The organism is Cyclobacterium sp. (genome assembly GCF_014762705.1).
Lineage (GTDB): Bacteria > Bacteroidota > Bacteroidia > Cytophagales > Cyclobacteriaceae > Cyclobacterium.
Map to the genome: position 1 here is coordinate 93,222 of NZ_JABURL010000119.1, position 15,559 is coordinate 108,780.

Consider the following 15,559-nt stretch of genomic DNA (forward strand, 5'->3'; position numbering starts at 1 on the left):
GGCTCAAATTCCAATCAATTTAACAAACTCAAAAGAATTTAAAGCACTTAAAATTATGCAAATTAATTTACTAAAACTATTGATCATGTTGTCAAAAAGGCTCTTATATGCCTTGCTTATTCAGGTGATTGCAATGCAGTTTATATTTGCGACACCATCCAAAAGTCAAAACCTGGAAGATGTAGGGATAAGTATTCAGGCGAATTCCCAGAGTCTGGAAGAAGTACTTAAAATTATCGAGGAAAAGACGATGTTTACTTTTACTTATAATCAGAAAGTGGTCAAAAGTAAGCAGCGATTTTCTTTTTCCTTTCCAGACAGTAATGTCAAAGAAGTGTTACAATACCTGGCTCAAGGGACAGATTTTGATTTTAAAAGACTCAACAGTACCATTTATGTAGCACCCAGTCCTTTAAAGCAAGATTCTATCAAGGGAAATGCAGAAACCAGTGTTATCCAATATCAGGATGCAGTAGAAATTAGCGGTAAAATACAAGATGAAAACGGGGAGCCTATTCCAGGTGCCACGATATTGGTGGAGGGTACCAACATTGGTACAATATCGGATATAGATGGAAATTTTACTATCGATGCAGAAGAAGGACAAATTCTCCAAATTTCTTTCATAGGTTATGAAAACCAGCGGATTACAATAAGTAAACAAACGCAATTAAACATAACCCTGAATGAAGATCAGGCTTCATTGGATGAGGTGGTTGTTGTGGGGTACGGTACCCAAAAGAAAAGAGACATTACGGGTTCGGTATCTTCACTGAATGAGGAGCAATTTAATCCGGGAGTAGTCACCTCTGTTGACCAATTGATTGTGGGCCGGGCAGCTGGAGTACAGATTACCCAGGCAAGTGCTGAACCGGGAGGTGGGGTCAGTATCAGGATAAGGGGTGCCAATTCTATTAATGCCAATAATGAGCCGCTTTATGTGATAGATGGTCTGCCTATAGATAACGGAGCATCTACCCCAAGTTCGGGGGTGGTTAATAATCCCACTCCAAGGAACCCATTGAATTCCCTTAACCCAAGTGACATACAATCCATAGAGATTTTAAAAGATGCATCTGCCACTGCTATTTATGGTTCCAGGGGAGCTAATGGAGTCATTTTAATTACGACCAAGAAAGGCCAGGAAGGTAAAATGAAGATCAATTATAATGGCTATTATGGTACACAAGAGGTAGCCAATCGAATTGACATGTTAGATGCCAGACAATACATGGCACTATTAAATGACCTAAGGACTGAAAATAATGAGGCACCTGAATTTTCTCAAAGTGAAATCAGTGAAATAGGAGAGGGAACCGATTGGCAAAATGAGATTTACAGGACAGCTCCAGTTCAAAACCACCAGCTTTCTTTTTCCGGAGGTAATGAGAGTACTAAATATTTTGCATCCTTAAATTATTTTGACCAAGATGGGGTAGTGATTAATTCGGGAATTAAAAGGTACACGGGAAGAATGAATCTGGAACATGTCTCCGGAGAAAATTTTACTTTCGGTATGAATTTAAATACCAGTTTTATTGAAGATAATTTCGTTCCTTTTGGGGTGGCGATAAATGAAAATTCAGGTGTAATTAACTCTGCCATTTACCAAGATCCCACCATGCAGGTATTTGATAGCGAGGGAAATTACTTTCAATCCCCAATTGTCAACCTGGAAAATCCAGTTGCCTTTGCCAATGATGTATATGATATGGCTGAAACGAACCGGACTTTTGGGAATGTGTATGGCCAATATAATTTCAGTGATGAATTTTCAGTTAAGCTAAATCTCGGTTCTGATAGGCAAACCTCGAGAAGAGATAACTATGTGGCAACTACTACCAGAAGGGGAGGATTTAATGGAGGCATTGCAGATGTTCGTTCCAATGAGAGGAGTAATTATTTATTGGAGCTGACCAGCAATTACAATAAGGAATTCAATGAACATAAAATTAATTTTCTTGCGGGGTATACGTATCAGGAATTTGTTGGAAGATTCGTCAGGTCTAGTGGACAGAATTTTCCCTCAGATGCTTTCCTTACCAATAACTTGAATGCCGGGGCTCAGGGAACTTATGCCATAGGAACCAATAAATTCAGGAATCAACTTTTATCCTACCTGGGAAGGCTCAATTACTCCTATGAAGACAGGTACCTGTTGACAGTATCTTTCCGGGCAGATGGGTCTTCACGTTTTGGTGAAAATAACAAATACGGCTATTTCCCCTCCGTTGCACTCGGGTGGCGAATTATAGATGAACCCTTTATGGAAGATCAGAATTTATTTTCTGAATTGAAATTCAGGTCCAGCTACGGCCTTACCGGGAATCAGGAAATCGGGAATTATAACTCTTTGATTTTATTGGGAACCCAGGGTCAGGCGCAGTTTGATGGGAATCCCTTTGTTGGCATATCCACCACTCAAGCCCAAAACCCCAATTTGAAATGGGAGGTTACCAAACAATTAAATCTAGGCTTGGATTTTAGTTTTCTTTCAGGAAGAATAGATGGTGCTGTGGATTATTTTTACAAGCAAACAGATGATTTATTAATGTTCTTGCCTATCCCCAGAACTACAGGCTTTAACAGTTCCCTTCAAAATGTGGGCAGTATGGAAAATCAGGGTTTCGAATTCACGCTATCTTCCAGGAATATAGTGGGAGAATTCTCCTGGAATACTTCCTTAAACTTCTCTGTCATCAGGAATAAGGTGCTAGATATCTCAGGACTGCCTTTTATTTTACAGGGTGGTGCAGGTTTTACACAAAACATTTCTATTATTCAGAATGGACTTCCCCTTAATTCCTATTACGGCTTTGTTGTAGATGGCATTTTCCAGCAAAATGATGACATAGAAAATTCTCCTCAGCCCTTAGCTCAACCGGGGGAATTAAAGTACCGGGACGTAAACGGCGATGGTCAGATCAGCCCTGCTGACAGAGATATTTTAGGTTCTCCCTTTCCTGATTTCACCTATGGGATAAATAATTCATTCACATACAAAAATTTTGATTTATCCTTCTTTCTTCAGGGAGTTCAGGGAAGTCAGATTTTCAATTTCAACAGGGTGGAATCAGAAAATCCAATTTCCTTCAGAAGAAACCGGTTGGCAGTTTCTTACACCGATAGGTGGACACCTGAAAATCCGACCAATGAAAACCCGAATGGACAGCCGGCAGGCGTAGCATATGGGAGTCCTGTGAATAGCAGGGCCATAGAAGATGCTTCTTTCTTAAGGTTAAGAAATGTCCAGTTAAATTTTAGAATTCCAACATTGACTAATAAATATTTTTCTAATGCCAGTATTTATTTATCCGGACAAAACCTGATTACGATTACGAATTATTCAGGAATGGATCCTGAAGTAAGTTCATTTGGTACTTCAAATGTCAGAGCAGATTACAATGCTTATCCATTTACCAGAATGTTTACGCTAGGCATTAATTTGGAACTTTAAATTGTAAAAGAAATGAAAACCATATATATAAAAATACTGACAATTGCTTTGTTGCTTGTTTCCATCCAGGGATGTGAAGACCCTTTACAGGAAGAAGTTTATTCAGTTTTGGGCCCTACCAATTTTTTTCTATCAGCGGAGGATGCGGAATCTATGCTAAATTCTGCTTATGCATCAGATCAGAGAAGGAGCAGCCGGGATTACTTGCTACTTTCTGAGCTTACCACGGATATTTTGATTGAGAGAGGAGGGGGGTTAAGGAGAGATGCCCAATTAATAGAAGACTTCACCTGGAATCCCACCCATTCATTTTTGGATGGGCAATGGGGAAGGGATTATACAGCCATCTACCGGTCCAATTTAATCATTGACAGGGTTCCGGAGATCGATATGAATGAAGACCGAAAGCAGGAAATAATTGCAGAAGCAAGATTCATCAGGGCCAGCAATTACTTTTACTTATTTGATATTTTCGGGCCTGTCCCTTTGATCACCAGTAGTGAACTTGAGATTGAAGCCAGGCCTACGAGGGCAGGCAGAGAGGAAATTATTGCCTTTATTGAAAATGAATTGCAAGCTGTAAGTGAAATACTACCGGTGGAAGCCAGAAATTATGGCAGGGCAAATAAGGGCATCGCCTTGAGTTTGCTTACCAAGTTTTACCTGAATAATAAAAAATGGCAACAAGCCGCCGAAACGGCTCAAATGGTAATCGACTTGAACAAATATTCACTATTTACCGCAGGATCCAGAGATGCGCTATTTGATATTGAAAATGAGGAAAATGAAGAGTTTATATACATCCGACCCAATCTACCGATTCCCGGTTTAAGTACCACTTATTTGGCGCATGCAGCCCCGCCTTCCTATCAATTTAAATACCCTCCCAGAGGGAATTACGCCGCTCAGTATCAGTTATTGGATGGATTTGTCAATTCTTTTCACCCGGAAGATCAGAGAAAAGCAGTGATCATTCAGGAATATATGGATGTAAACGGGAATTTAATTGAATTGGGCCCGGATAACTCAAGAAGCTTTAAGTTTGGTGAAGATCCGAGTGGGGTTGGCGTACATATGGGAAATGATTTTCCCATCATAAGGTATGCGGATATTCTTTTATCCAGGGCCGAGGCATTGAATGAAATTTCAGGACCTACAGATGAAGCGATTTCACTGATCAATGAAGTTAGGGAAGTAGCAGGAGTTCCGGCACTTTTATTAAGTGATTTTAATACCAAGGAAGAACTTAGAGATCATATACTAGACGAAAGGGCATGGGAGTTCTTCACGGAAGAGTTGCGCAGACAGGATCTTATCCGACATGGTAAATTCATAGAATTGGCTAACGAAAGGGGGAAAAATGCTTTTGATTACCATGTTCTGTTTCCCATTCCCCAAAATGAAATTGATAGAAACCCTAATCTAGAACAAAACCCAGGGTACTAATTGAAACTTTATTTTGTTTATTTACGCAATAAATTTACTTTCCATCCCAACAAATCATTTAAACCAATGACATTAAAAAATATGTTGCCCCTCTTTGCTACTTTGCTGATGGTCTCCTGTCAGCAGGAGCAGGCGGAGCAAGCTGCAAAACAAAAACCCAATATCCTGTTTATCCTGGCCGATGACCTGGGTTATCACGATTTAAGCTGTATGGGCAGCGATTATTATGAGACACCAAATATCGACAGGATAGCCAATGAGGGCATGATTTTTACCAATGGTTATGCCGCCTGTCAGGTTTGCAGCCCTTCCCGGGCCAGCCTGATGTCCGGCAAATTTCCGGCAAGACATGGGATCACCGATTGGATCGGTGCCAAAACAGGAGAGGACTGGAGAGCGGCAGGAAGGTTCAACAAACTGCTGCCGCCAGAAAACAAGGACCAGCTGGACCTGGATTACACCACCTTGCCGGAAGCCATGAAAGCAGCCGGATATGCTACCTTTTTTGCCGGAAAATGGCATTTGGGCGGAGAAGGCTCTTTGCCTGAAGATCATGGTTTTGATATCAATAAGGGTGGCTGGGACAAGGGTAGCCCCATGGGAGGATTTTACGCGCCCTGGGAAAATCCTTACCTGGAAAGTGGTCCCGATGGAGAAAGCCTGACCATGCGTCTGGCCAGGGAAACAGCCAATTTTATCCGGCAAGAGCAGGACAAACCTTTTTTTGCCTTTCTTTCCTTTTATGCTGTGCACGCTCCCATTCAGACTACCAAAGAAAAATGGTCTAAATACAGGGACAAAGCCGAGGCTTCCGGCATAGCGGACAAAGGATTTGAAATGGGGCATTTTCTTCCCATCCGGCAGGTGCAGGACAATCCCGTTTATGGTGGATTGGTGGAAACCATGGATGATGCCGTCGGGCTTGTTATAAACACCCTGGAGGAGTTAGGGCTTGATGAAAATACCATCGTAATCTTTACTTCTGATAATGGAGGAGTGTCTGCAGGAGATGCCTTTGCTACTTCCAATCTACCATTACGTGGAGGAAAAGGGTATCAGTATGAAGGGGGTATTCGGGAGCCTTACTTTATCAAGACGCCTTTTCTGGACAATGCAGGTAAAACATCGGATGCTCCGGTGACAGGAACAGATTTTTACCCCACCTTGCTGGAACTGATTGGTGAGGAATTAAAACCCGAAGAGCATGTGGATGGGGTCAGTCTTTTGCCATTGCTCACCGGGGGATCGATTGAGGAAAGACCCCTTATCTGGCATTATCCCCATTATGGCAATCAGGGCGGGGAGCCCTCTTCCATTATCCGTCTGGGGGAATGGAAATTGATCCATTATTATGAAGATGGCCGGGAAGAATTGTACAATCTGGATCAGGATTTGGAAGAAAACCATGATGTGGCTGCCGAAAACCCCGAATTGGCAGGCAAGTTGAGTGATCAGCTATTTGCCTATCTGGATGAAGTAGGGGCATTGTACCCTGAAAAAGATCCCATGTACGATCCGGCGAAGGAACAAGAGTACCTGGAAAGGATAAAAAATGTCCGTATGCCTGCCCTGGAAAAACAGCGCATGGATTTCCTGTCCAGGGATTTTGATCCGGGTAATCAATGGTGGGGCAGTGATGTGGGTACCAATGATTAATAATTCAAAATATTTGCGAAAATGGCCCTGTTCTAATAATCTTTTATGGAGGTGCAGGACCAGGTAAGTCCCTTGAAATCTAATAAATTTAATAATTCAATTATTTGGCTTATTTTAGAAATTAAATAAAAAATATTTACCCCAACCCAAAATGAAAAACCTGATAGTTATAATAAGCCTGTTTTTTATAATTTCCTGCAACCCTCCCAAAGAGGAACTTCCACTTCCCAATATTTTATGGATTACCAGTGAAGACAATAGCCCCTTTGCAGGCTGTTACGGCGATGAGTTTGCCACTACCCCCAATATGGATGCACTGGCTGCTGAAGGGTTTTTATATACCCATGCCTATGCCAATGTGCCTGTTTGTGCCCCCGCAAGAAATACCATTCTTACCGGTATTTATGCTACCTCAGGAGGACACCAGCACATGCGGAGCTATTATGATAAATCAGACAAAATACAGCCCTACCCCCGAATGCTGAGAGAGTCCGGCTATTACTGCACCAATAATTCCAAAGAGGATTATAACATCAATCCAGAGCAAAATGAGGATTTTTGGGATGAATCAAGTAATAAGGCGCATTATAAAAACAGGCCCGAAGGCACGCCCTTTTTTGCGGTTTTCAATACCACCATCTCACATGAAAGTTCTATTCATCAATCCATTCCCTCCGGGGAATTGCGGCACAAGCCTGAAGATGTCACTTTGCCTCCTTATCATCCGGATACTCCAGAAATGCGGCATGATTGGGCGCAGTATTACGATAAAATAGAGGATATGGATCAGAAAATCGGCGAGTTGTTACAGGAACTCGAGGAAAGTGGGGAAGCAGAAAATACCATCGTATTTTATTACGGGGATCATGGAGGGGTTTTGGCCAGAAGTAAAAGGTACGTATATGAAACAGGCACCCGGGTTCCATTCATTGTAAGAATTCCTGAAAAATACAAGCACCTTTATCCTGCCGAAAATCCGGGAACAAAAATTAACCGACTTATCAGCTTTGTGGATTTAGTACCGACCTTGCTCAGTCTGATAGGAAAGGATATTCCGGATTATTTGCAAGGCAATGCATTTTTAGGAGCGCAAAAAACGGAAGACCCTGAATATGCATTTATGTTTAGGGGTAGAATGGATGAGCGCTACGATATGAGTCGCTCGGCCAGGGACAATAAATACCGGTATATCCGAAATTACATTCCATATCGGGTGTATGGGCAGTTTCTGGAATACCTGTGGAGAGCCCCTTCCATCCAATCCTGGGAAGCGGCTTACAAAGCAGGCGAATGCAATGAGATCCAATCCAAATTCTGGAATACCAAGCCTGCAGAGGAGCTATATGACACAGAAAATGATCCCTGGGAAGTCAACAATCTGGCAAATGATCCCCAATACGAAGATATACTGAAAAGGATGCGTGGCGCTACCAAAGACTGGATGCTGGAAATTGAAGATACCGGATTTATCCCTGAGGCAGAGTTGATTGACCGTACTGAAGGCACCACAGCCTACGATTATATGAGGACAGCAGACCTGGATCTCAATGCATTGATAGATGGAGCAAACCTGGCTTCAGATCCGCAAAAAGGAGACATTCCTTTTCTTGTCGAGATGCTGAATGATGAAGAGGCGGCCATCCGGTATTGGGGAGCGACTGGTATGTTGATTCTGGGAGAAGATGCTGGCGACGCTCAGGAAGCCCTCAGGAATGTCCTGAATGATTCCTCTCCCAATGTCAAAGTGGTTGCAGCTGAAGCCATGTACCGGTTAGGCTTTGAGGAGGAAGGTCTTCAGGCTTTGTATGAAGTACTGGAAACCCCCAATTCGTTTGCCAGAACTCATGCACTGAACGCCATCGATAGCATAGAAGATGAGGCAGAGGCTACACAAATGGCTGTTTTGGACATGATAGGAATGGTGGGAGAGTTTAACCGCAGCCATTACGACCTTAGGGCGGCCAAGGGGCTGCTGACCAAGTGGAACATCGATCCCATGGACCATGGGTATGACATGAATTGGTAGGGACATGAAAAGAGGCTTTGTCTGGCTGGAGGGTTTTCAGGGAAGTGTCAAACTTTTGAATATGGCCTATTGGGTGGGTAAAGGAACCTCTCAGTTGACAGACCGATTTACGGATCAAAAGGATATTCCCTTCCTTCACTTTCAGTTGAATGACCAAATGGAGCAGTGGCAGCAGGTGCAGCTCAATTGGTTTTCGGATTACCGGGATCAGGGGGTGGACATTTCCCATTTGGACCGCTTGGTGATCAACCTGGGTACCTGGCATGTCAATGACGGCAACAGCCCTGGTTTTGGCATCTACTTTTCCAATATAAGGCTAAAGGAGGGGTTGCAGGAATCCCTTATCAATCAGACGCTCATTCAGTCCATGCCGGATGAAAAAATGTGGTGGATGAATAAGTACGAGCCATTCGTTCACATTGCGGGAGAGCACCGGTATATCATGTCAACAGGTAAAAAACATTGATGATGCAGATTAAGTTGATTCTATTCTTCCTGTTCCTCACATTGCTGAGCGCCTGTCAAAAGGATAGCCGCTTTGAAGTTAATCAACTAACCACCAATCACCTGGAAAAGCCTTTGGGTCTGGAAGAAGATCCTTTGTTTAGCTGGCAAATAGCTGTTGAATCCGGTTGCAGGCAGTCGGCCTACCAGATTTTGGTGGGCAGCAGTCCGGAAAAACTGGAAGGGGGAAAGGCAGATCTTTGGGATTCCGGCAAAGTGCCCTCTTCCCTTTCTGTGAACCGGGCTTACCAGGGCAAAGAGCCGCAGGCCGGTAAGCGGTATTATTGGAAGGTGTTGGTATGGAACAAAGCAGGAGAGCTGTCAGCAAGTGAGCCTTCCTGGTTTGAAATGGGGCTGATGCCGGACAGCCATTGGGAAGCAAAATGGATTTCCCATGTACCGGAAGGAAATGAAATTCCCCCATTAACAGCGGCTCCCTATTTCCGGAAGGCTTTCGAATTGCCCGATACCTTTCAATTTGCCAGGCTTTATATTTCCGGTTTGGGGTACCATGAGGCTTGGATCAACGGGCAGAAAGTGGGCGACCATGTGCTTGACCCCGCCATGACCCGGTATGATAAACGAGTGAAATATGTGGTTCACGATGTGACCGATTTACTTCAAAAAGGGGAGAATGTGATCGGCGTAGTTTTGGGAAATGGTTGGTACAACCAGCATACACGTGAGGCCTGGGACTTTGATCAGGCTCCCTGGAGAGCTTCCCCAGCCCTCCGGGCACAGCTGAAGGTGGTGGATACAGTAGGAAAGGAACATTGGATCTATTCCGGCAAAGACTGGAAGTTCAGCCTGGAAGGCCCCATCATCTTTGACGGGGTGCATAATGGGGAGACCTATGATGCCCGAAAAGAAATGCAGGGATGGGCAGCACCGGGTTATTTCGGTGATTCCTGGATGGATGCCTATGAAATTTCCGGTCCTGAAGGCAAGATGTCCGCGCAGCTTATGCCCCCCATCAGGCGGATACAATCTCTTAAGGCCCAAAAACAATGGGAAGTCAATGACAGTACTATCATGCTGGATTTTGGCCAAAATCTTACGGGCTGGGCCAATATCCGGGTCAATGGCCCGGCAGGATCTCGTGTCAAAATGCGGTATGGAGAGCGCATTTATCCCGACAGTACCTTGGATGTGGAAGAACTCAGCCGTTTTATCTGGACCGGCGATACCCAGACGGACAGGTATTATTTGAAGGGAGCTGGGGAGGCCTCCTGGCACCCCATTTTCACCTATCAGGGTTTTCAGTATGTGGAACTGACCCGAAGTGATCCGGAGATAGAGGTTATAGAGATTCAGGCCGACGTGGTCCATACGGATCTGGCTGAAAAGGGCTACTTCAGAAGTTCCAATGAGTTGTTCAACCAACTCCAGGAAAATTTTGAATGGTCATTTTTGGGCAATTATCATGGCTATCCCACCGATTGTCCCCACCGGGAGAAAATGGGCTGGTCCGGAGATGCGCTATTGGTGGCCGAAGCTGGTTGCTACAATTTTGACATGAGCCGGGCTTACCTGAAATGGATAGATGACTTTGTAGATGAACAGCAGCCAAATGGAGATCTTCCCGGAATCATCCCCACCAGTGGTTGGGGATATACCTACAACCAAAGTGAAGATCCGGAGCGTGGCTATGGGCCCCAATGGGAAGGAGCTTTTATGGAAATACCCTGGCAGCTGTACCGGTTTACGGGTGATTCTACCATAATCAGCAACTACTATCCGGCATTCAAAAAATATGTGGATTACCTCAGGGCACATGCCCATGGTGATCTTCTTAATTTTGGTATTGATGACCACAAGCAGTTGGAAAAAAAGACAAAGGGCCCTTTTCTGGCCTCTGCTTTTTTTTATTATTTCAGCGATATGCTTTCCCGAATGGCAGCGATTGCCGGAGAGGAACAGGACAGGCAGACCTATACCGAAATGGCTGGCAAGGTAAAAGAAGCATTCAATATTAAGTACTATGATCCACAAAGTGGAAGCTACAATCACGGGGGGCAGGCCGCCCAGGCGGTTCCCTTGTTTGTTGGGCTGGTAGAAAAAGATCAGGAAGGGGCTGTATTGGCCGGTTTGTTACATGCCATTGATGCAAAGGATGGGCATATCGATGCAGGGGTAGTGGGTACCAAGGCCATTCTCCATGTTTTGATGGATTTCAAGCAGGATAGGATATTGTATGAAATGGCCAATAAGCGTACTTTTCCTGGTTGGGGGTACTGGGTGGATGAATTGAATGCCAATACCTTGTATCAAAATTGGGATGGTTCCCAAAGCCGCAACCACATCATGTTTGGTACCATCGGGGACTATTTTTATATGGGACTTGCCGGCATACGTCCTGTGGAAGAGAATCCCGGATTTGAAAAGATACTGATCCAGCCTTCCTTTGATAATGATCTGGAATGGGTGGAAGCCGGACATCATTCCCCCTTCGGCTGGATCCGGTCACATTGGAAAAAGCTAGGAGAAAGCATTTTGTTGGAAGTGGAAGTGCCTGCCAATACACAAGCTGAAATACGTTTACCCGTGGGGGTAGGAAAGCAACTATTGTTGGACGGAGAGCAGTTATTTGGAGATTTGATCCAAAATCAGGATTTGGCAGTATCTTACACCAAATTGTTAGTGGATAGTGGAATGCATGTACTAGAGTTTTAACAACTTTTTAATTTAATGTTAGTTCTATATCGGAAAGTTTTGATTGCTCTATGCTTCAATAAAACCAAAAAAAGAGTAGAAAATTGATGTTATATTAGAATGGGATGGACTCTCTTGTAAAAGGTCGCGGAGTCTATTTTTTTATAATCATCATCGCTTCTTATTCAAATGGAATATCCTTTCTATAAGTTTTTTAAATTTTATAAATAATAGTTGTTTTTTTAAAATTATAACACTATTTTAAGTGCGATTTTATTATTGTTTGATAGTCACTGGTACTGCAACTTCAGGAATATGCAATCCTTTGCAGTTTTTAGTCAGCTAATTGGCTTATTTATTACGTAAGAACATAACTACTATTTAAACTACCAAGCTATTGCTGTCATCGGATGCCGAAAAGATGTTAAGAGAGTAGGCAAAACTTTTAACTATTTTACTTATGAAAACCAACATTTCACTTGTATCTGCGGTTTGCATTCTCGTTTCATGTCAGGAGGATTTGGATGTAAAACGCCCTGATTTAGATCTTTCTAATGCTCCTGAAAGATTTGAACAAATGTACTCGGATGGGCTGGGTGTTGCTATTCAGTCTTTGGATGAAATCTTAAAAGAGGAGAACGGTAAAATGATGTATTTGGATAGACAATCCTTACAAACCAAAACGTTTCAGCATTGGGAAAATAATTACATTCTCATAGATAATTTTGATTCGGAATCATTCCTTGGAGAAAGTTTAGAAAACAAAAATTTTGGTAATACTATTGTTGATCCTCATTCTTTAGAATTTTTAGAAACCCTTGAAGATGCTTATAGTAGGGAGCAGCTACCGATCCTTCTGGAATTTTTAAATGAGCTGTTTGAATCGGATGATTTTGGGAAGGCGAAATTTTTATCTAAAAATTTTCATAATAAGCTATTTGATAGTAATTTGTCTAATGAGGAAAAGCTGGAACTACATGCCATAGGTTCCGGAGTTTATGCCTTGGCTGACTTCTTGGAAAATGGTGGGATGGACAGATTTGGAGAACAAATGGCTGTGCTGGTTAAAGGATCAGGGTACTCTTCTAATTTGCGCTGTAGAGTAGACATGAGGGCGGTATGGGCCAGTGCTGTCGTATCAGGAGGAATAAATGCAGTTAGAGGAGGAGTTATTGGCTGTGCCGGGGGTACAGTTGTTTTCCCGTTATTAGGCACAGCCTCAGGATGTGTAGGAGGTGCTGTCATGGGCGGGGCGGTAGGATTTATCGAAGGTGCTTTTGGAGGATTGGCGGGGTCTTTGCTTTTAACATGTTGGAGATGATTAATATGGAATCCAGTAAACTGAAATCTCATTTAACTTCATTTATATTCGGGATAATTGGATCCTATCTTCTTATGGTTTTAACTCCACTTGGATCTACTGATCCCAATAGTTTTGGATTTTATTGGGCAATTATTGTGGGGATGGTTACCTCATTTTCCACTGCCTGGACCGTAAAAAAATTCCAGAAAAAACCGGATGAATAAGTGTGTATTCAACCAATGATAAAAGTAAACGATCCCTTTTTCGGAGAAGACCTCCGGGAAGGGATCGTATATTTGACATCGGCTGGGTGCAGAAAGCATTTTGAATAAAAGGGATGGGATAATATTTGGTAATCTGTAGGTATTCCCCGATTTTTCATTAAATTTAGACCCCATTACCAATAAACCCTACCATGTCTGCCCCTTATCCCAAATACGCAAAGGAAGCGCCTACCCTGGAAAATGCTGCCAAAAGCCCATCCGATTCGCTGCTTTGGGATCAATTCCGTAAGGGTAGTGATGCGGCATTTATACAGATCTATGAGCAGTATTTTGACCATTTGTATGCCTATGGCATGCGAATCAGTTTGGACGAATCCCTGACCAAAGATGGCATACAGGAAGTGTTTTTTGACCTCAGGAAGCTTCGGGAAAAATTGGGTCCTACGGATCATATCAAGTTTTATTTGCTGAAATGCCTGAAGAGGAAGCTATATCAGCAACAAAGTCGCTGGGAAGGCAGAAGACAGCCCCTGGCGGGTGAGCATGGTTTTGATTTTGTTTTGTCTCCCGAGCAGCATTTGATCGACCAGCAATTGGATCAGGATAAAGTCAACGCCTTGAACCGGGCCATTTCCCGGTTGAGTCCCAGAAAAAAAGAGATCATCTATTATTTTTTTTATGAAGGCTTGTCATATGCGGAAATCCGGGAATTGATGGGCATGGACAGCGATCATACTACCCGCAACCTGATGTACAAAGCACTGGCTTTTTTGCGCAAAACCCTGGGATAATCAGCATGGACCAGGCCCCCCAATACCCATAACTCCGTCCCCCATCACAACATCAACCAATCTCTCTCAACCTTCCTCAATCCTTTTCAATCTCCCTCAATCTCCTTAAATACCACCTCTTAGTCCCTAAGTCTCTAAGTCTCCTATTTCCTTAGTGTCCTTCGCTCTTTGTGACCTCAGTAAAAAAATATCCTGTACCTCCCATCCGTCCCCCTGTCACTCCGTCTCCAAGTCTCCAAGTCTCTATGTCTCTCAGTCTCCCCTCGCTTAGTCCCTAAGTCTTCGTGTCCAATAATTTTGGAATACGGCAGGACATTTTTAAATGCTGACCATATCTATTAAAAAAAGTAAATTTTTTAGGTGTTGTTTGGGTGGATTGCCGCATTTACAGTAAAGAAGAAGATTAAACTCCATGAAAACCAAAGAGGATTTTTTAGCCAACCAGGAATTCGTAGCCTGGGTGAAGCAACCGAATGAGCAATTGGATGCTTACTGGTTCAGGTGGATGGCTGCTAATCCGGAGCAAAAAGAAGAATTAAAGAAAGCCAGGGAAATTCTGCTTCTTGTCCGCTACCCGGAGCACAGGGCCCCTGAAGGAGTCCGTGAGGAAATCCTACAGCAACTATTGAAAGATAAGAAGGTGAGACCAAAGAAGGTGAAAAAAAATAGCTCAGGCCGGCTGGGATTCCCCATCTGGAAAGGAGCTGGGCAATTTCAGCGGATTGCAGCCATATTGTTATTTAGTTTTGGGTTGGGATGGTGGCTTTCCAAACAACCAACAGAAACGATTCTGCTAGAAAATGATCCGGTATGGATTGAAAAAACAACCATGCCGGGAGAAAAACTGCAGCTGACATTGGGAGACGGTAGCCGGATATGGCTTAATGCCAACAGCAGTCTATTTTTTCCGCAGCCTTTTGACTCCTTGGAAAGAAGGGTTCGACTGATTGGGGAGGCCTATTTTGAAGTGGAGAAAGATAGCTTAAAGCCCTTTCATGTAGAAACGAATGGATTGCTGACCACGGTATTGGGAACGGCTTTTAATGTTCGGAATCAGCTTCAGACGACTATCGATATTTCGCTGGTATCCGGAAGCGTGAAGGTAGCAAAAAAGGCATCCGCTGAGCCCGTAATGTTGAAACCGGGTCAATCCCTGCACCATGAGGTCGCATCAGGACGGCAAAAAGTAGCAAGTTTTGATCCAAATCTGGTTCTGGCCTGGAAAGAGGGCTGGATTCGATTTGAAAGTGCTAATTTAAAAGAGGTGCTGAAGACCCTGGAAGACTGGTATGGGGTAAAGTTTATGTTAAAAAACGAAGCACCTGCATCCTGGCAGTTTTCAGGAGAGTACAAGGAGCAGACCTTGGAAGAGGTATTGCGCAGTATGGCCTATATACAGGGCTTTCAATTCAATATAGAAGAAAAGGTAGTTTATTTAAAATTTTAGAACGATGGTATACATACATGCTCCATAAAAAAAGCCGGTTGGCAAAACCAACC

At 43.3% G+C, this 15,559-nt stretch carries 9 protein-coding genes; all 9 read left to right on the forward strand.

The annotated features are described in order from the left end of the window. The first annotated feature begins 55 nt into the window (after window positions 1-55). Window positions 56-3,457: a SusC/RagA family TonB-linked outer membrane protein gene (locus HUJ21_RS23810; RefSeq protein ID WP_291373442.1), complete on the forward strand. Its 3,402-nt coding sequence runs from the start codon at window positions 56-58 to the stop codon at window positions 3,455-3,457. Window positions 3,458-3,469: 12 nt separating this feature from the next. Further along, a complete protein-coding gene (locus HUJ21_RS23815) occupies window positions 3,470-4,903 on the forward strand; it encodes a RagB/SusD family nutrient uptake outer membrane protein (protein ID WP_291373443.1) in 1,434 nt (477 codons plus the stop codon). 66 nt (window positions 4,904-4,969) lie between these two features. Then, window positions 4,970-6,559: a sulfatase gene (locus HUJ21_RS23820; protein WP_291373445.1), complete on the forward strand. Its 1,590-nt coding sequence runs from the start codon at window positions 4,970-4,972 to the stop codon at window positions 6,557-6,559. A gap of 151 nt (window positions 6,560-6,710) precedes the next feature. Further along, window positions 6,711-8,585 carry a sulfatase-like hydrolase/transferase gene (locus tag HUJ21_RS23825; RefSeq protein ID WP_291373447.1) on the forward strand — a complete coding sequence of 625 codons (1,875 nt, stop codon included), beginning with the start codon at window positions 6,711-6,713 and terminating at the stop codon, window positions 8,583-8,585. 4 nt (window positions 8,586-8,589) lie between these two features. Continuing rightward, window positions 8,590-9,051, forward strand: coding sequence for a hypothetical protein (locus tag HUJ21_RS23830; RefSeq protein WP_291373448.1), 462 nt, complete (start codon window positions 8,590-8,592; stop codon window positions 9,049-9,051). Beyond that, a complete protein-coding gene (locus HUJ21_RS23835; protein WP_291373449.1) occupies window positions 9,051-11,762 on the forward strand; it encodes a family 78 glycoside hydrolase catalytic domain in 2,712 nt (903 codons plus the stop codon). Before HUJ21_RS23830 ends, HUJ21_RS23835 begins: the two co-directional genes overlap by 1 nt. Before the next feature lie 439 nt (window positions 11,763-12,201). Next, a complete protein-coding gene (locus HUJ21_RS23840) occupies window positions 12,202-13,062 on the forward strand; it encodes a hypothetical protein (protein WP_291373451.1) in 861 nt (286 codons plus the stop codon). Between the two features lie 397 nt (window positions 13,063-13,459). Next, window positions 13,460-14,059: a sigma-70 family RNA polymerase sigma factor gene (locus HUJ21_RS23845; RefSeq protein ID WP_291373452.1), complete on the forward strand. Its 600-nt coding sequence runs from the start codon at window positions 13,460-13,462 to the stop codon at window positions 14,057-14,059. Window positions 14,060-14,471: 412 nt separating this feature from the next. Beyond that, entirely contained in the window at window positions 14,472-15,506 is a 1,035-nt protein-coding gene (locus tag HUJ21_RS23850; protein ID WP_291373454.1) for a FecR domain-containing protein, read from the forward strand. Window positions 15,507-15,559: the final 53 nt, after the last annotated feature.